Annotated in this window: 10 protein-coding genes and 2 pseudogenes; 7 read left to right on the forward strand and 5 right to left on the reverse strand. The window is 40.1% G+C overall.

What is annotated here, in order from left to right; genetic code table 11:
* Positions 1-727 precede the first annotated feature (727 nt).
* From H6G86_RS35330 to H6G86_RS35355, 6 genes and pseudogenes are all read left to right on the forward strand, one after another.
* Positions 728-1,276 (forward strand): annotated as a pseudogene (locus tag H6G86_RS35330) (ISAs1 family transposase); the annotation flags it as partial.
* Between the two features lie 282 nt (positions 1,277-1,558).
* Entirely contained in the window at positions 1,559-1,714 is a 156-nt protein-coding gene (locus tag H6G86_RS35335; protein ID WP_190938264.1) for a hypothetical protein, read from the forward strand.
* Positions 1,707-3,107 (forward strand): MATE family efflux transporter, encoded by a 1,401-nt coding sequence (locus H6G86_RS35340; RefSeq protein ID WP_190938265.1) that lies wholly within the window; start codon positions 1,707-1,709, stop codon positions 3,105-3,107. Before H6G86_RS35335 ends, H6G86_RS35340 begins: the two co-directional genes overlap by 8 nt.
* 30 nt (positions 3,108-3,137) lie before the next feature.
* Positions 3,138-6,710, forward strand: a complete 3,573-nt coding sequence (locus H6G86_RS35345) for a histidine decarboxylase (RefSeq protein ID WP_190938266.1) — start codon at positions 3,138-3,140, stop codon at positions 6,708-6,710.
* A gap of 23 nt (positions 6,711-6,733) precedes the next feature.
* The gene (panD, locus tag H6G86_RS35350) at positions 6,734-7,177 is read left to right on the forward strand and encodes an aspartate 1-decarboxylase (RefSeq protein ID WP_190938267.1); all 444 of its coding nucleotides are present in this window, start codon (positions 6,734-6,736) and stop codon (positions 7,175-7,177) included.
* Between the two features lie 194 nt (positions 7,178-7,371).
* Entirely contained in the window at positions 7,372-7,623 is a 252-nt protein-coding gene (locus H6G86_RS35355; protein WP_190938273.1) for a hypothetical protein, read from the forward strand.
* 474 nt (positions 7,624-8,097) lie between these two features.
* Here H6G86_RS35355 and H6G86_RS35360 read toward each other — a convergent pair.
* Positions 8,098-8,586 (reverse strand): annotated as a pseudogene (locus H6G86_RS35360) (SDR family NAD(P)-dependent oxidoreductase); the annotation flags it as partial.
* 152 nt (positions 8,587-8,738) lie between these two features.
* Positions 8,739-8,975: a hypothetical protein gene (locus tag H6G86_RS35365; RefSeq protein WP_190938268.1), complete on the reverse strand. Its 237-nt coding sequence runs from the start codon at positions 8,973-8,975 to the stop codon at positions 8,739-8,741.
* A gap of 672 nt (positions 8,976-9,647) precedes the next feature.
* On the opposite strand from H6G86_RS35365, the gene H6G86_RS35370 reads away from it, so the two are divergent.
* Positions 9,648-15,020, forward strand: coding sequence for an ATP-binding sensor histidine kinase (locus tag H6G86_RS35370; protein ID WP_190938269.1), 5,373 nt, complete (start codon positions 9,648-9,650; stop codon positions 15,018-15,020).
* A gap of 331 nt (positions 15,021-15,351) precedes the next feature.
* On the opposite strand, the gene H6G86_RS35375 is transcribed toward H6G86_RS35370, so the two are convergent.
* The 3 genes from H6G86_RS35375 to H6G86_RS35385 form a co-directional block, all read right to left on the reverse strand.
* Positions 15,352-16,857, reverse strand: a complete 1,506-nt coding sequence (locus tag H6G86_RS35375; protein ID WP_190938270.1) for an FAD-dependent oxidoreductase — start codon at positions 16,855-16,857, stop codon at positions 15,352-15,354.
* Positions 16,858-17,178: 321 nt separating this feature from the next.
* On the reverse strand, positions 17,179-17,427 hold the full coding sequence (locus H6G86_RS35380) for a BRO-N domain-containing protein (protein ID WP_190938271.1): 249 nt from the start codon (positions 17,425-17,427) through the stop codon (positions 17,179-17,181).
* Positions 17,428-17,971: 544 nt separating this feature from the next.
* Positions 17,972-19,199, reverse strand: a 1,228-nt coding sequence (locus H6G86_RS35385) for a sensor histidine kinase (protein ID WP_190938272.1), incomplete at its 5' end; no start/stop codon positions are given.

The following is a 19,199-nucleotide window of genomic DNA, read 5'->3' on the forward strand; positions in this document are numbered from 1 at the left end:
GGAATAACTGAGATTCCGAGACAAATTGACGATTCAAGGTCAGCAAATCCATATTCCTTAGCCTTGCTAATTCCATAAGAGCTTCCAGACGTTCTACCCTCAACTGTTCTAGCTGATCCTCATACTGGATCAATTCTTCATGTTCCATGTCGGTGAGTTCCCCCCACTCACCGCATTTGCGTAACTCTTCTAATCAGTCCCAAGCCATACGCTACCTCCAAAGCCAAAAACAGTAATAACTGAGTTATCTGCAACACCCAAAAAATTCTTAGAGGACGACCTTAAAGGCTCACAGCTTCATAGCCAAGGATGCCTCTATCCGTACCTCGAAAATAAAAAGTTACTTGATGGTTCAATAGTTTTTTACCCACGAGTTATATGTGAGCGTGACCCAAACAACCCGACTCATTACCGATGGGGATATGACGTTGCAGAATAGAAATATGAATTAGGGCGATCGCTATTGCTGAAGCCATCCGACAGTTGCAGCCACGGGTGTTTACGCTAAAAAATGTTCCACGCTATCAGAACAGTCAGAGTTTCAGTATCATTCTGTCAGCTTTGGAACAAGAGGGATATCTGGTAGGGCAAACGCATCTAAATATAGTACATAGATACTAAATAAAGGATAAAGGATAAAGGCAGCGATCACGTGTGGTATGAAGGATAAGCAATGGGGAATTGATGATAAAGTCATTGCAAAAGTAACAATATTGACCCAGTTTGCGTGAAACTCAAGCCCAAAATTACAATTGCTGACCACTTTGCACAGATGTCAGATCCACGAATAGATCACACAAAACGTCATAAGCTAATAGATATTTTGACTATTGCCATTTGTGCAGTGATATGTGGGGCAGATAGTTGGGTGGCAATTGAAACATACGGATGTGCGAAGTCTGAGTGGTTAAAAACGTTTTTAGAGCTACCAAATGGGATACCATCACACAACACATTTGCAAGAGTCTTTGCACAGTTGAATCCTCAGCAATTTCAGTCATGTTTTCTAAACTGGATGAAATCAATACAAAAGATAACGGATGGTGAAGTTGTTGCAATCGACGGGAAAACCTGACGTGGTTCAAATGATAAAAGTAGTGACCAAAGTGCAATTGTGATGGTGAGTGCATGGGCAACTGTGAATAAACTAGTCTTGGGACAAGTGAAGGTGGATGAAAAATCGAATGAAATTACAGCAATTCCAGAATTATTAAAAGTCTTGGAACTGTCTGGATGTATTGTCACAATTGACGCTATCGGTTGTCAAAAAGAAATCGGTGGCAGTCCAGTTTTTTGGTATCTCTTCTTTGGTGTTACACCGCAGACCTTGCACCCTAGTTTTGGTTAACATAGAAATTCCATTATGCAACGCCTAAATTTTAGTTCAAGTCACACAGAGTTGTGGGCAGTGCGATTGATAAATCTGGGTTAAGTGTGTGAAATCAGTCATGAAACCATCAACTTACCAGCCATAATGGAATGTAATAGTAAGTGCTTGTACTATCACAAATACTCTAATACAATCAATCTAATCATTTCATTTTTTCGAGTTGTCTAAATGACATTAAAATTAAATAGTTTGCGATTACTCCAAGAAACACTAACACGACTAGAAGCGGATTCATCGGCAGTTGACCAGATTGCAACTCAACGAGTATTACCTATAACTTCAGGTGGTGAATTTGCTGCTTCTTTGAGTAAGTCGTGTGAGTAAATCGCGAACAGCAGCTAACTCCAAAATATTTTTAGAAGCGCAAGACTGTTTAAAATTAGCAATTCCTTTAGCGATTGCACAGTTATTTGACATTGCCATCAACTTTACTGACACGGTAATGATGGGTTTACTAGGGAGCCAAACTCTGGCAGCAGGAGCCTTGGGATCTACGACCTACATTGCCTTCCTTTGGACGAGTTCAGGTATGATTTCGGCGGTGGGTATCTTAGCTGCGATCGCTTTCGGCGCAGGTCAACTCCAACGCATCCGTAAGATCGCTTGTCAAGGACTTTGGTTAACTGTTCCTTTATCAATTCCCATCATGCTGCTGTTGTGGAATATGACTCCCATTTTGCTGCAATTGGGGCAACAAGAAAGCACTGTCCTCCTTACTCAGTCTTATTTACGAGCAATAGTCTGGGGCTTTCCAGCCTTGATTGGCTTTTCTGTCCTAAAAAACCTTATGTCTGCCCTCAACCATCCCCAACTCATTATGATGATTATGGTAATTGGGGTAGTCGTTAATGCCATTGGCAACTACATCCTCATGTTTGGCAAATTGGGTTTACCCGCTCTTGGTTTAGCGGGGATAGGTTGGGCAAGCACCTTTACACTTTGGGGTCAATTCATCGCTGGAATCAGTTTTATCAGCTTAGACAAAGAACTTAGAACCTATCAATTTTTTGGTCATTGGTATCGTTTTAATGCTCTAGTATTCAGGGAAATTTTTAAAATCGGTTTACCGATAGCTATTTTATTTGCCATAGAAATTAGCCTAAATACCTGTATAGCCTACTTGATGGGTTATTTAGGGACTGTGACCCTTGCCGCTCATCAAATTGCTATCCAAACCACGCAAATCGTCTTCATGGTTCCTCTAGGAATTTCCTACGCCACCTCCATGCGCGTAGGACAAAAGTTGGGGGAGAACGATCTAAAAGGAGTGAGACGATCGGGATTTGTGGGGATGGCATTAGGGGCAATATTTGTGAGCATCGTAGCTTTGATTTTCTGCCTATTTCCTGACTCCATTGCAGGAATTTATTTAGATACTAAGAATCCAGAGAATGCTAAAGTTGTGCAACTTGCGATCGCTTTGTTACATCTAGCTGTTGCTTCCCAAATCTTCGACGGAATCCAAGTCATTGCAGGGGGAGCCTTGCGGGGATTAAAAGATACTCGCGTTCCCCTAATAATTGGTTTGTTAGTCTATTGGCCGATCGGTTTGGGCAGTGGTTATTTGATGGGAATCTATTTCCATTGGGGCGGCGTTGGTTTGTGGTTTGGCTTAGTTCTAGGACTGTTATCAGTTGCTGTGAGCTTAATCTGGCGTTTTTACTGCAAAACTACTGGTCTGTTGGCATCTAGAGCGATCGCCATTCAAGAGAATTAATCAAACCTACGTTTATTTAAATTTTAAAATATGCTCAACAGCTTTGTTGGTGCCACTAACCTCTATACTTTTGAAAAAATTCTTGAAGATTTTCAGCAGCGATTAACTCAATATACAAAATATTACGCAGGCTATCCAGAAAACCTAAATTTTGACTACAATTCCCTGTTGATTTTTTTGGAATACCACTTGAATAATGCTGGCGATCCATTTGTTCCAGGTGACTTTGGTCTTCAATCCAAAGAATTTGAACAAGAATGTATTTCGTGGTTTGCCCAACTTTATGAACTCCCAGAATACTGGGGCTATGTAACCAGTGGTGGTACAGAAGGGAATTTATACGGGCTTTTTTTAGGTCGAACACTTTACCCAGATGGAATTTTGTATTCTTCTAAGGACAGTCACTACTCAGTTCCTAAAGCAGCTCATCTTTTGAGAATTTCTCACTGCACCATAAATTCTCAACCCAACGGCGAAATAGAGTACGAACATTTAGAACAGGAGCTATCGAAACGAAAAAATCAGAGTGCCATTCTCAACCTCAACTTTGGAACCACAATGAAAGGTGCTGTAGACAACATAGATCGAGTCATTGGCATTCTAGAGAAACTCGACATCCGTTTTTACATTCATTGTGATGGTGCGCTCGGAGGTATGTTACTTCCGTTTATTGAAGGGGCACCGAAAATTAGCTTTAAGAACTATCCCATTGGCAGCATAGCTGTGAGCGGGCATAAGTTCATTGGCTCTCCGATCCCTTATGGAATTGTCCTCACTCGTGCTGAATATCTAGAAAAGATTGGTCAAGTGATTGAGTATATTGGCAGCAAAGATACGACCATTACAGGATCACGGAGTGGTTTAACTCCTCTATTGCTTTGGTATGCTCTTAAAACTAGAAGCCAGCATTTTGAGTTGGAAGTATCAACGTGCTTGCGAAACGCCCAGTATCTATATAATCGCCTAACTAAAATCGGGAACCCCTCGCTACTTAACAACTTTTCAACCACAGTCGTTTTTGAAAAGCCAGCAAGAGAAACCTGTCGAAAGTGGCAATTAGCTACAGAAGGATCTCTAGCTCACGTTGTCGTCATGCAGCATCTTTCTATTCAGAAAATAGATGAGTTGATTAAGGATTTATCTATGGAAAAACTATCAAACCAAGTTATCCACTACCTGTTCCAAGAACAGGTGGAAAAAACACCGGAAAAAATAGCCCTTGTCATGGGACATTTGGAGCTTACCTATTCAGAAGTGAACCAGTGGGCTAATAAATTTGCTCATACTTTGAGAAACCTTGGAGTAGGGCTAGAAACTCCAGTTAGCATCTGCTTGCGACGTTCCCCAGAAGCAATCGTTGCCATTCTAGGAATCTTAAAAGCGGGTGGCGCTTATGTCCCCGTAGATCCAGATTTCCCAGAAGCCAGAAAGCAATACATGATTGAAGATTCCGGTTGTGGAGTTCTGATTACAGAAAAGTCTCTACTGAATAGTCTTACCGACTTCAAAGGACGAATTTTATTAGTAGACGACGAATCTCTATCGCAACAAGACAGTAGCAACCCAGATATTCCTGTCACCCCCGATAGCTTAATGTACATTTTGTACACCTCTGGCAGCACTGGCACCCCCAAAGGTGTTTGTGGAATTCACCGAGCCACTGTCAATCGTTGCATTTGGATGTGGAATCAGTATCCTTTTACTGAAAACGAGGTGTGCTGTCACAAAACCACCCTCAACTTCGTAGACTCGATTTGGGAGATTTTTGGGCCATTGCTTAAAGGAGTAAAAGTTGTCATTCTCCCTCACTCCTCAAGCACCAATCCTCAAGAAATGATTGGCTTACTTCAGGATGCTAAAGTAACTCGCATCATCCTCGTACCATCATTGTTAGAGGCGTTGCTCAACACTCGCCCAGATTTGGGAGAAGCCCTTCGGGATCTGAAAATTTGGACAGTAAGCGGAGAGCGACTAACACAAAATCTGTTGCAGAAATTCAGAGCCAGTGTATCTCACGGGATTTTGCTGAATCTTTACGGAAGTACCGAGGTAGCCGGTGACATCACTTGGGCGGAGTTTGCCGGAAATATAGCAAACCTAGAACTCGACGTGCCGATTGGTCAGCCCATCCTCAATGCCGAGATTCATATTTTGGATGAAAATTTGCAGCCAGTTGGTCTAGGTGAGGTCGGTGAACTCTGGGTGGGAGGTGTCGTACTAGCACGCGGATACCACAAAAAACCTCAAGAAACCAAAGCGCGATTCATCCCCAACCCATTTTCTAGCAATGGTATTCTCTTCAAAACAGGAGATTTAGTAACCACAGACAACAATGGTCTGCTCTATTATGTTGGCCGGGTTGACAATCAGGTGAAAATTCGGGGATTTCGAGTAGAGCTAGAGGAGATAGAAAAAGTCTTAGCACAGTTCCACCCAGAAATCTCCAATGTCACCGTTCTCATTCAAGAAGACGAGCAGGCATCGGAAACAAAACAACTAGTGGCGTTTGTTGTTCCTTCTACAGTGAATGTGGATGCCATGAAACAGTACGCGCTCTCTCAACTTTCTCATTACATGGTGCCAGCGAGAATTGTGGCTGTAGATGAACTGCCTCTGACTCCCAATGGTAAAGTTGATCGCCAAACTTTGTCTAGTATGAGTGGGTGGAGGTTCAGAGTCATTGATTCGGAAAAGCTGCCTCAAACCGAAACAGAAAAGTTATTAGCAGATATTTGGCAACAGATGTTTCTTGTTTCTCCTGTTAGCAGAGAAGATGATTTCTTTCTTCTGGGTGGAAACTCCTTGTCTGTTTTATCTTTCTTAGAAAAATTGAACCAGGAATTTCAGGTACGCATTCCTCTTACCAACTTTGTCAATGAGCCTTCACTCGCATCTTTAGCAAGGTTTTTCGACGAAGCAAAACAGCTAAGGTATTCTCCCGTAGTTGAGGTGCGCTTGAGTGATGTTGAACTTATCCCTTTTGAGGAGAAATATTTAGAACAAACTACAACATTAGTAAGTGAGTCGTTTACGAAGAGAAGCCCCTTAGAATTGGCGTTGGCTATCAAGAAAGAAGAGTTTAGTGTCTTTGCCAATAGAGTTTGTAAACAGTGTCTCCCAGAGGGATTATCCTACATTGCGGTTGATAAGATTTCTGGAAACGTTCTTGGATTTTGTTTGAGTGAAGATTTTGCTAGTTCTCTGGCAATGAAATTTGAGATACCTGAATTCTTCAAGCCAATTTTTGCGCTATTGGATTCTTTAGATCAAATGTACATCAAAAGTTACGGTGAGGTGAAAAAAGGAGAAATTGTCTATGTATTTATGTCAGGTATGTCTGACCATGTAAACGGTACTGCTATTGTTTTAGCATTGGAAAAGAAAATACTTGAAGTAGCCGCAAGTTTGAATTACGAGCGTGCTGTAACAACTTGTACAAATTCAGTTACAGCCTATATTGCTCAAGAGTTGGAATATCAACGAAGATTTACCGTGCAGTACGAGTCTTTTGAGTTTGAGGGCAGACGCGTTTTTTCTCAGGTTCCTGCTCCTCATAAAGAAGCAGTGTTATTTGAAAAAGTGCTGGAAAATACTAACAATTAATTGACATATACAGGGTAAAAATTATGAATAGAATTAGAATGATGCACGCCAAGTTACATCGAGTGCGCGTAACCGATGCAAATGTGAATTATGTAGGTAGCGTCACCATTGATAGTGACTTAATTGATCAAGTTGGAATTCTGCCTTTGCAGGAGGTGGAGATTTGGAATGTTAGCAATGGTAACCGCTTGTCAACCTACGTGTTGCCAGGAGATCCTGGCAGTGGTATTATTTGTCTCAACGGTGCAGCAGCTTATTTGTGTCAACCTCAAGATTTTGTGATTATTGCTGCCTATGAAGAACGCGATCGCGCTGAGGTATTCCAGACTGGACACGAGGCGCGAGTGATAATTGCTGATGAACACAATCGCTGTCAACATTTTTTTACCCAAACTTTAGCTCCATACCACGGCAAACTCCTCTTTAACTCTCAAGTAAGCAAAACACCATCAACAAACAATTCCTGAGATTTTTTCAGAGTAGTCTAGTTCGTGATGCGAAACCTAAAAGCCTTACAGTTATTGAAAGTATCCGCTACGTTAGATATTGACTATTGAGACGCTCTTATACGTATTGTAGTCCAATGCTTAACGGTACTTGGCATTTCGAGAAAGCCGATATCAGAGTACGGGTTTTGGTTAACATAGAAATTTCACCTCCCATGCCTAGCAAAGAAATCCAAGTCAGAGAGTACACCGTTAGAGCGCACAAGCGGGAAATTCATACTCGCGTTTTTAACTTTGTATGTAAGCAGTGTGAGCAACCCACACAACGAGAAACTTTTGGTGTCCGACCACTTTACTGTGAAATATGCCGTCCGCCACAAGCGCCCAAGCAATCGAAAATAGTCCCTATAGGCAAGAGGAAACCCAGAGCTATGAACTACAAGAGTGGTAAAGACATAGCCGGATGATTTGTTGTCTGAAGGTTTTGAGCGATACCTTCTCTTCTCTTTCAGAGACGCTAACGCTAACGCGAACGAGAGGCAATGCCTTTCCTGCGGAACGCACTCGCGTTCGACGAACGCCAACGGAAAAAGCGGTTACGCTATCGCACTAAAGTGAGTGAAGCAGTGCGCTCATTCGCACAACCTAACTCAAAGTGGTAAAAAGTATTTCAAGAGTAAAGTGGGATGCTCGCGGTGGGGTTTTTCGAGGCATAGAAAATTTATGCTTTTTTCAAGATGAAAAACTCTAACGACAGTTTACACCTAAAAAGAAATTATTTTGCGTTCTCGCAAAAACTTACCGCTTATATTGCGTGGAGCATCAGTAGCCAGCCAAATTGCAGTGTCGGCTCTTTGTTCTGGCGTGCGCAGTGCTGATGAACCACCCATATCTGTTTTAACCCACCCTGGACAAATGGAATTGACAACAATACCTTTAGATTATATGGCTTGTGCCAGCATTATTGTTGCGCCATTTAATGCTAGCTTTGATAGGCAGTAACTTGGGACATCCCACGACAAGTCTTCTAATGCTCCATATCCGCTTGAAACGTTAACAACTCTGGCATCGGGGGATTTTTCCAACAGGGGTAAAAATGCCTGTACCATCCGAATTGCGCCAAAGGTGTTGGCATTCATTGTGGAATTAAGTAACTCCCGGTCAATGGTAAGAATATTTACATCCTTATCTGGATACACGCCAGCATTATTGATCAAAACGTCTAAGCGATCAATCTTTTGATGCAGGGTTTTTACTGCTTCATCGATAGAGCGATCATTAGTGACATCCAATTCGACAGGAATTACCTTTGGTTGAAGTTTCTGGGCCGCAAGTTTTGCGTTATCAAACGAGCGGGAAGTGATAATTATCGAGTAGCCTTTTGCTAGTAGACCTTGAGCGATGGCAAACCCAATCCCTCGGTTCCCATTTGTGACTAATGCTCATTTGTCTTGCGTGGATTCCATCTAATGTTTTCTACCTTGTGTTAAGAATGTTACTTTTGTTCAATCAGTGAATAGCAAGTCGTTGGTTTGTGTACCATGATTAATTGAAATTTCCATACAGTATCTGCTTAATGCCTTCAAGAATTTACAACAGATGTAATGATGCGTTTGTAGAGTTTACGCTGTGTTGACCATTTGTTACATGCTTGTGTAACTGTTTGTCTGTCTTGTTGTGATAAAAGCTCATCTGCTTGAGTGCAAGCTAAAATTTGTGCTGCTTTTCGAGCTTGTTCATACTCCACACCGTATTTGACTAATTCTGTATGAAATATTTTTTCCTTTTCCTCGGCTGAGATCAAAAAATTATGCTGCATAAACTAAGGTTTAAAAGATGGTTGTCAAATTACATTTAACCTCTTCTACAATCTCTGTTGTTCTTTCGCTAGAGTGATTTGACAACCAGAGCAAGATAACTTTTAATTTTAAATATTACAAATATTAAAGTTTTTTAACTCTAGCTTAAGAATATCTGAAAAAGTTGGTAAAGATACTGGCAACAACAGCCCCACAATTAACCCATCCACTTTGTCCAATCGGGCGCATCTGTTACCAGTTGAGCAAACTTATCAGGGTAAGTATCCTCAAACTTGAAATCCCTCCCCACCGTTTATCATACGTTAGTGTACTGAGTAACTCTTTAACTGATTATACACCGTACTCCACCCGCTCAATCGCCAGCCGAGCGTAATATTTAACCCGCTCCCACCAAGAATCATTGAGGGTCTAATCCAGTAATTAGAGCCTGCCGCCTCACTGTCGCAGCACTGAGCTACCCAGTTCCGCCTTGCACTGTAATGGCAGCGAGCGATCGCTGTTTCAGTCCCGACACCTTCTCCTTCCCCCTCTAACAATGATTATGATTATTATGCTTTGGTGATTTTATTCCTTGGAAGTCCTTTTTTCGCCGCTTTGCAACAACTAAGATGCTCGTTGGGAATACTAGCTTCATGAGGCAAAAACTAATTCCCACCATGAGAGAAGTATAAATGATAACTGCAAACTCCGCTCTTGCCATTCCCGGATATCAAATTAACTCCCAACTGTATACAGGCTACAGAACCAGAGTATATCAAGCTATCCGAGAGCAAGAAACACTCGCAGTAGTCATTAAACTTCTGACATCTGAATATCCCAGCTTCAATGAATTATTGCAATTTCGCAACCAATATACTATTACTAAAAATCTCAATATTCCTGGGATTATTCGTCCTTTATCATTAGAAACTTTTGGGAATAGTTATATTTTAGTGATGAAAGATATGGGGGAAAATTCTTTAAGGGAATACATTAGAACTAATAGCTTCTCACTTGGAGAATTTTTAGTATTCGCTATTCAATTAACTAATATTCTCCACGATTTACACCAAAACTACGTTATTCACAAAGATATTAAACCTGCAAATATTCTGATTCATCCCGAAACAAAACAAGTTAGACTGATAGATTTTAGTATTGCCTCTTTGTTGCCCAAAGAAACTCAAGAAATTAAAAATCCTAATATTTTAGAAGGAACCCTCGCTTATATTTCCCCAGAACAAACAGGAAGGATGAACCGAGGAATAGATTACCGCACCGATTTTTATTCTCTAGGTGTGACATTTTATGAATTATTAATAGGAGAATTACCATTTGTAACTGATGACCCGATGGAGTTGGTGCATTGTCATATTGCTAAAATGCCTCCTTCAGTTAACAGTCATGAGATTCCTCAAATTTTGGATGATGTTATTCAAAAATTGATGGCGAAAAATGCTGAAGATAGATATCAGAGTGCTTTGGGATTAAAGTACGATTTAGAGACTTGTTTAGAGCAACTAAAAAAAACTGGCAAAATTAAAGATTTTGAAATTGCCCAGAGAGATGTGTGCGATCGCTTTCTGATCGCAGAAAAACTCTACGGTCGAGAAACAGAAGTTACAACTTTGCTGGAAGCTTTTGAGCGTGTTACTAATGGTAATTCAGAAATGATGCTAGTAGCAGGATTTTCCGGGATTGGGAAAACTGCGGTAGTCAATGAAGTCCATAAGCCAATTACCCGTCAGCAAGGATATTTCATCAAAGGCAAATTTGACCAGTTTAATCGCAACATTCCCCTATCAGCTTTTGTGCAAGCTTTTCGTGATTTGATGGGACAAATGCAGAGTGAAAGCGATGACCAATTGGCAGCATGGCAAACTAAAATTCTTGCCGCAGTTGGCGAAAATGGGCAGGTGATTGTGGAAGTGATTCCTGAACTAGAGCGAATTATCTCAAAACAACCACCTGTCCCTGAACTTTCTGGGAGTGCAGCTCAAAATCGCTTCAACTTACTATTTCAAAAATTCATCCAAGTTTTCACCACAAAAGAACATCCCCTAGTAATATTCCTGGATGATTTGCAATGGGCAGATTCAGCTTCCCTGAACTTACTGCAATTATTGATGAGTGAAGCTGGTTGTGGATATTTACTAATTCTAGGAGCTTATCGAGACAATGAAGTGTTTCCGGCTCATCCCTTGATGCTGATGCTGGAACAGATTCAGAAAGCAAGAGCGATCGTCAATACCATTACCCTGTTACCCTTGGGGGAAATGACGGTGAATCAGCTAGTGGCAGATACCTTGAGTTGTACCAAGGAACTAGCTCAACCCCTGACACAGTTAGTGTATCAAAAAGCCAAAGGAAATCCATTTTTTACAACGCAATTTCTCAAGGCATTACACGAGGATGCTTGGATTGAGTTCCAGTCAGAACTGGGTTATTGGCAATGTGACATGGCGGCGGTGCGGCATTTAGCATTGACCGATGATGTGGTGGAGTTCATGGCATTACAGTTGCAGAAACTGCCAACACAGACGCAGGAAGTTTTGAAATTGGCGGCTTGTATTGGCAACTCTTTTGATTTGAGTACCTTGGCGATTGTTTCCCAAAAATCCCTAATTGGCGCGGCAACTCACCTATGGAAAGCATTACAGGAAGGACTGATTCTCCCGATTAATGAAACCTACAAGTTCTTCCAATCCCATGACTCAGACGAGAGCGATGGTGAGATTGCTGTTCCTTATAAATTCTTGCACGATCGCGTCCAACAAGCGGCTTACTCGCTAATTCCCGAAGACCAAAAACAGGCAACCCATCTTAAAATCGGTCAACTCTTACTCAAAAATATAACTGCAACAGAGCGAGAGCAAAAAATCTTTGATATTGTTAACCAATTAAATTATGGTGTTCAACTAATTACGGAAATTACTGAACAGGAAGAACTTGCTGGGTTAAATTTATTTGCTGCTTCTAAAGCAAGAATCTCTACTGCCTATACTGCTGCAACCGAATATGCGACTTTTGGAATTAAATTATTAAAAGTAGATTGTTGGGAGAGTCAATATCAGTTTGCATTAGAATTGCACAATCTAGGAGCAGAGTCCGCTTATTTGGCTGGCAATTTTGAATTGATGGATAAATTTATCCAAACAGTCTTAAATCAAGCTCAAAATCCTTTGGATAAAATCGAAGTATATGAGGTAAAAATTCAAGCTTATGGCGCACAAAATCAATCACTAAAAGCGGTTGGGCTGGGAAAAGAAGTTTTGAAGTCATTGGGAATTGAATTCCCGGAAAATATCAGCAATTCTGATATACAGGCTGAAATCAGTAATGCCATTTCTTTATTTGCAGATCAGCCAGTTGAAGATTTAATAAATCTGCCTCAGATGACGGATAAAACATATCTGGCAGCAATGAGGATTATATCGAACATTACAAGTTTTGCGTATCAAGTAGATCCCAATTTATTTCTTCTTCTGCCATTGCGGCAAGTTAGTCTGTCTCATCAATATGGTAATTCTCCTCAGTCAGCTTTCGGATATGTCGTCTATGGAATTATCCTTTGTGGATTAGTTAAAGATATTGAATCTGGCTATCGATTTGGCAAATTATCTGTCAAGCTTTTAAGCCAATTTGACACTAAAGAAGTAACTGCCAAAACTATTCATACATTTAATTGTCTAGTTAGGCATTGGCAGGAACATATTCAAGAAACATTACAATCTCTCTGGGAGGCTTATTCTATTGGTTTAGAAACAGGAGATTTGGAATTTGCGGGTCTTGCCATTCGTTACTATAGTGTTCATTTATATTTCCTCGGTCACGAGCTGAGTACATTAGAAAAAGAGATGCGAACATATACCCACGCTCTCCATCAAATTAAGCAACAAGGGTTCGCTAACTACAATGAAATTCAGAGACAGAGGGTATTAAATTTATTAGGAAATGTTGACAATGTATGTTGTTTGAAAGGTGAAGCTTATAATGAGGATGTCATGCTCCCCATTAGTATCGCAAAGAATGATCTGGTTGCATTGCTAGAATTTTATTTTTCTAAGCTTCAACTGTGTTATCTTTTTGGCAAGTACGAGCTGGCACAGGAATATATTGTCCAAACAGAACAGTATTTAGCTGGTGGGCTGGGGCTAATTATTTTTCGACAATGTTATTTTTATACATCACTGGCACGACTAGCTATCTTTTTAGATGTCAATCAAGACACACAAATACAGCTTCTAAATCAAGTAATAGATAACCAAGAAAAAATGCAACTATGGGCAAACCATTGCCCCATGAATGCTTTACATCAATTCTATTTAGTAGAAGCTGAAAAAAATCGAGTTTTAGGCAATCAACTTGAAGCGCTAGATTACTATGATCGCGCCATTACGGCTGCTAAGGAAAACGGTTACATCCCAGAAGAAGCCTTAGCTAACGAACTGGCTGCTAAGTTCTACCTCAACTGGGGCAAAGAGAAGGTATCCGCAGGCTACATGCAGGAAGCTTACTACTGCTACGCTCGTTGGGGAGCTAAAGCTAAAACGGATGATTTAGAACAGCGCTATCCCCATTTACTGCGCCCCATTCTCCAGCCAGCTATCCAGAGCCTGAATCCCCTGGAAACCCTGGTCTCGCTCGCCAATATCCCAATCCATACCTCTACAACAACCAGCCGTTCCAGTACGAGCATTAATAACATTCTTGATTTTGCTGCTATTCTCAAAGCCTCTCAAAGCCTTTCTAGCACGATTCAACTAGATGAACTAATTCATCAACTCACCTTGATTCTTTTGCAACAGTCCGGGGGTGATTGCTGTGCCTTAATTATGCCTAACCAGGCTCACGAGTTGCAGTTGGTCTCGATTGCTACTACAGATACTGTAAAACTGTGTTCCGAACCGCTTGAAGCTAATAAAAATCTGCCTGTCAAGCTGATTCAGTACGTCAAAAACACTCAAGAAGTGGTGATGATAGATAATCTCAAAACTGATCTGCCTGTTATTGATGATTATCTAATTCAGCGGCAACCGAAAAGTACGTTGTGTTTGCCAATTCTCAATCAGGGTGAGTTAATTGGGATTTTATATTTGAACAATCACACAGCCAGTGGAGTGTTTACTAGCGATCGCATCCTAATTCTTAACTTCCTCTGCACCCAAGCGGCGATTTCTCTGAAAAATGCTCGACTTTATCAACAAGCTCAAACCTATGCCCAGCAACTTGAACAATCGCAACTACAAATTGTTCAGGGCGAAAAAATGGCATCTTTGGGTAACTTAATCGCAGGTGTTGCCCACGAAATCAACAATCCCATCGGCTTCCTCAAGGGCAGCATCAACAATGCCAAAGACAATGTGCGAGACTTACTCGAATATCTCACACTCTATCGGCAATATCATCCTGACGCAGCCGCACCTGTACAAGACAAGGCAGAAGAAATCGATTTGGAGTTTCTCTGCGAGGACTTACCCAAACTCCTAAAGTCCATGCAAGACGCAACTGTTCGCATCCAAGGCATCAGCACCAGTTTGCGTACCTTTTCCCGTGCCGATACCGAATACAAAGTCAATGCTAACCTGCACGAAGGCATTGATAGCACACTCATGATCTTAAAATACCGACTAAAAGCCAATGAGATTCGACCTGCGATCGAAGTCATTCAAGAATATGGTGAATTACCACTTATCGAATGCTTTTCAGGACAATTAAATCAGGTGTTTATAAATATCCTAGCCAATGCGATCGATATGTTTGATGAGATGGCAAAAACTCGATCATTTTTAGAAATCGCCACCCATCCACAACAAATCACAATTCACACAGCAATGGTTGAGAATCAAGTTCAAATTCGTATTCGGGATAATGGTAAGGGTATGACCGAAGAGGTGAAAGCGAGAATTTTTGACCATTTATTTACGACTAAAGGTGTAGGAAAAGGTACAGGATTAGGATTGGCAATCGCTCGGCAAATTGTAGTCGATAAACATCATGGTAGCCTAAAAGTACAGTCTCAATTAGGTCAAGGTACTGAGTTCTGTATTCGCCTGCCGATGTAGAGTAGATGTATAGTGATTATAAGGGTTGAAAAAATCCAAATGCTTGTGTAGAGGGACAAATGGATTCTGCCGTTTAACGAATTTGCTGAAGATTTTCTCCAACACTTGTGGAATAACTATTTCCGTAAATACTTGGTGTCGGAGAAAACAGCAGGAAATACAGTAGGCACAAAAATCAGTCGGAACCAAGAGATTTGGGAAAGTTTGTATATCTCAGCGCAGAGTTATCTAAATTCTTCCTTGGTGAAAATGTTAACTCCAGCAAGGAAGAGTCAGAATCAAAGGTGACACAAGGTATAAAAGCGCGTCTGCAAATAGGCAATTGTTAAAGCTAAAATTTCTTTAAATCTTTCACTGTCGGTCCGTGTAAAACTTCCCCATTGCAACTGAAACGTGAACCATGACAGGGACAGTCCCAACTTTTCTCGGCACTGTTCCAAGCAACAACACAACCCAAGTGAGAACACACCGCAGAAACAGCGTGTATTTCTCCTGTTTCATCTCGGTAAGCCGCAACTTTATCACCATCAACAGTGACTAGCTTTCCTTCACCGATAGCCACATCTTGCAGAGATTTATTCAATCCCTTGAGGCGATCGCCTATCCAATGAGCGCCAACTTCCAAGTTTTGCTTTATACCTTGTGGAGTGACAAAAGGAGTGGCGCGGGTTGAATCGTACAAATCAGTCGCAGGATTTTCAATGCCTAAAATCTGGTCTGAAAGTATCATTCCAGACAAGGTTCCTTGAGTCATGCCCCACAGACTAAACCCAGTTGCCACAAAGGTATGCTTGCTTAGAGGAGTTAATTTTCCTACGTATGGTATCTTGTCAAAAGATACAAAATCCTGAGTAGACCAACGATAGTCAATGGAATCGATATCGAAGCGAGAACGGGCATAATTTTCTAAATCTAGATATTTTTCTTCAGTATTCTCCACTGTTCCCACTTGATGACCGCCGCCACCAACAAGTAGCAATAAGCCATTCTTGTCAGGAGTAGTCCGAATAGAGTAGTATTTTTCTCCTGAACCGATGTACATTCCCACAGGTGCTTTCTGCTCTGCAATCCGCGCACCAATGATGTAAGAACGTTTGGGGTAAGTTTTAGCAAAGAATAATCCTTCATCGGTAATGGGGATATTAGTTGCAACTATGACATCCTGTGCCTGAATAATTCCCCTGTCAGTAGTAACTTGACAAAGAGTATCTTCATCGACCTTTAGTACTCTTGTATTTTCAAATACGTAACTTCCATCACCAGGAATCTGCTTGATCAGGTGTAAGAGGTATTTGCGAGAGTGAAATTGTGCTTGGTTGTCAAACTTAACAGCACCAACAATAGGAAAGGGCAAGGAAGTTTTACGAACAAATGTGGCGGGTAGTCCGATTTTTAGTGCTGCTTCTACCTCTTTTTCAATGTCCTTGAGATGATCTTCAGTTTCTGCGAAAGTATAGGCACTTTGGCGACTAAAGTCACAGTCAATTTGTTCTTCGGTAACTGTTTTGGCAACAAATTCTAGTGCTGCTTGGTTTGACTGTGCATATATCTGTGCCTTTTCTTCACCATGATTTTTAATCAAATCCGCATAAATCAATTGGTGAAGTGAGGTAACTTTGGCTGTAGTATGACCACTAACACCAGTAGATATCTGTTGCGATTCAATTACCGCAACGGTTTTACCTGCGCGTTTAAGTAATGTTGCAGCAGTGATTCCCGCAATACCTGCACCGACAATTGCAACATCCACAGATAGATTATTGATAAGTGGTGGAAAATTAGCTGTGGGTGTTGAGTCAATCCAGTAAGAAATGTGCTTTCCTGATAGATTAGGCATATTTTTTGGAGATAGTGTTAGAAAAATCCAATGCTTTGATAATAGAATTAGTCTTCCAAATCAAGACGAGACTGAAATAGTTAGTTTTGCTTGCTTAATTACTTAGTTGCTGACTTTTGATTAAGGCATAATCTGTAACTTTGTTTTTCAATTTTGATTTATAAGAATACTCCTCATGCCTATATCTAAAATAGATGTTTTTACATAGAAAATAAAACTATCTTACGGATAACCTTACTTTACAAACCAGAAGAGATATATCAGCCTTAAGACATAGAATAATATTCAAAAAGCAGCGAAAAGGCATTTTAATTGTAGTGATTATGACACTATTAAAAGTAGCTGGCATCTAGTTAAAATGAGTATTTCTTGTCGTTGAAGATTATCATCATGAGGGGTATAGATATTAGCTATACCCCTTTTATACTCATCGAAAGAAGCTAACGTATCACTGGCATTTTTGATTTCAAGAATTGCACAGGCATCCGCTGCTACCCATTCTGGCTTTTCTAGTGTACCTACGAATCGGACTTGTTGAGACTCAAACACGAAAACTGATAAGTCAGACATAACTTTAATTTTCCTTTATTGTTACCCAATTACTAAAAACAGCTATGTAGCAACATCAAGAAAAATAGATTTAGCTCATTAATTATTTATATCCCACCCAATCCCGGAAAAAACTTACTCCAAATACTTTGCTCTTTTGAGGCTAATTCTTCTGAACTTAAAACATTTTCTAGCCCTCGCTGATTACTCTGAATCTCCCGCATATTGAGAGCGTGAATAGTTTGAGCTAACTCTGGATTTTCTTCTAAGAGTTCAGCCTCAAAGCTTAACTATTGCGGCAATAATTGGGCATTGCGGCGCAAGAACATCTGCTGATTGTGTCGCCGTCTGATAAGGGATTCAGTCAGGTGTAATTGTTCTTCTAATGCTTAAAAGCTAGCGTCTTGATAAGTCGTTTCTTCTTATTCTCGAATAGTTTTAATAAGTGCGATCATCAATATCAAAAGTTTTTTGGATGTCATGATATCAGTAACTAACAACAGGGCGATCGCGCTCAAATGAGGAAATGAAATACTCTAATCTTGCTAACAATAGCTTTAAGTATTTAGGCGGATATTATGATATTTTTATGAGGAATTTTAACAGTAAATGTAGTTCCAACTCCTACTTTACTTTCTAAATAAATTTCTCCAGTGTGTCGTTCTACACATTTTTTAACAACTGCTAAACCTAGTCCGGTACCAACAATATTATTCACATTTTGACCTCGATAGAAAGGCTCGTAAATCTTTTCTTGTTCTGTTTTTGGAATACCTATTCCCTGGTCTCTTACTTGAAAAAATACAGCCTCTGATTCTGAGTTTAAAACCAAGTATATCTTACTTTCAGTAGATGAGTACTTAATAGCATTTAAAAGTAAGTTACTAAGGATGGAATACAGCAGTTTTTCATCTAGATTAGCTCGAAAACACTGCCCATCATTTCTAAACTCTATTAAATGTGGGGTCGTACCAAAAAGTTGTAAATCTTCTACTAAATTTAAGCAGAAATTTTCTAGGTTAATTAATTGAGGTTTGTAATCCAGCTTCCCCGCTTCCGATCTTGTTAAGGTCAATATATCTGTCAGCAGATGATTCATTAATTTGGCTGAAGACTGAATCCGATAAAGATTTTTTAACTGCTTCTCATCTACCAATTCTTCAAGAATCTCTTGCAATAATTGAGATGATAGCAAAATGATGCTTAAAGGTGTACGAAATTCATGAGAAATCATCGAAAACAAGCGGATTTTTAATTCTCCAAATTCTTTTTGTTGCGCTAGTGAAAATTCTAAAGACTCAATTTTTTCGCGTTTGATCCATTGTTGATCAAGAATAATACATAAACTAACAATTACTATAGCACTTAAAATAGTACCCAGTATTTCCATTAGGATTCTCAAGTGAATGCTGTTCTCAGATTCTTCTAGAGAACTTTGTAAATAGCGTTGTTCTTCAGTTTGAATATCTGCTATTATACGCAATATTTCTTGCCGAAGCTTAACACTATGAGTAGTAATATTAGTTTGTGCTTCTAATGCTGTTTTATCTTTTTGATAAATTTCTATTGATTGCTTCAAAAGCATTAATCTTTCATTAACTAACGAGTTCATCTGTGTAAATTTCTGTTGCTGTTTCAAACTAGGATGTATTTGTTCTTTTAATAGCCCGAGTTGAAATTGCATATTTATTCTTTCATTTTGATAACGCTTTAAATCTTGTTTACTTCCCCAAAATATGTATCCTCGTCGTGCTGATTCTGCCGATGTCATTGCCGCAGAAAAATTTGTCAAA

The organism is Nostoc sp. FACHB-133 (genome assembly GCF_014698055.1).
Lineage (GTDB): Bacteria > Cyanobacteriota > Cyanobacteriia > Cyanobacteriales > Nostocaceae > Nostoc.

Excerpts from the sequence above, each read along its gene's own strand:
- H6G86_RS35335 (WP_190938264.1), top strand. The coding sequence starts at position 1,559 with ATGACATTAAAATTAAATAGTTTGCGATTACTCCAAGAAACACTAACA.
- H6G86_RS35345 (WP_190938266.1), top strand. The coding sequence starts at position 3,138 with ATGCTCAACAGCTTTGTTGGTGCCACTAACCTCTATACTTTTGAAAAA.
- panD (WP_190938267.1), top strand. The coding sequence starts at position 6,734 with ATGAATAGAATTAGAATGATGCACGCCAAGTTACATCGAGTGCGCGTA.
- H6G86_RS35355 (WP_190938273.1), top strand. The coding sequence starts at position 7,372 with ATGCCTAGCAAAGAAATCCAAGTCAGAGAGTACACCGTTAGAGCGCAC.
- H6G86_RS35365 (WP_190938268.1), bottom strand. The coding sequence starts at position 8,975 with ATGCAGCATAATTTTTTGATCTCAGCCGAGGAAAAGGAAAAAATATTT.
- H6G86_RS35370 (WP_190938269.1), top strand. The coding sequence starts at position 9,648 with ATGATAACTGCAAACTCCGCTCTTGCCATTCCCGGATATCAAATTAAC.
- H6G86_RS35375 (WP_190938270.1), bottom strand. The coding sequence starts at position 16,857 with ATGCCTAATCTATCAGGAAAGCACATTTCTTACTGGATTGACTCAACA.
- H6G86_RS35380 (WP_190938271.1), bottom strand. The coding sequence starts at position 17,427 with ATGTCTGACTTATCAGTTTTCGTGTTTGAGTCTCAACAAGTCCGATTC.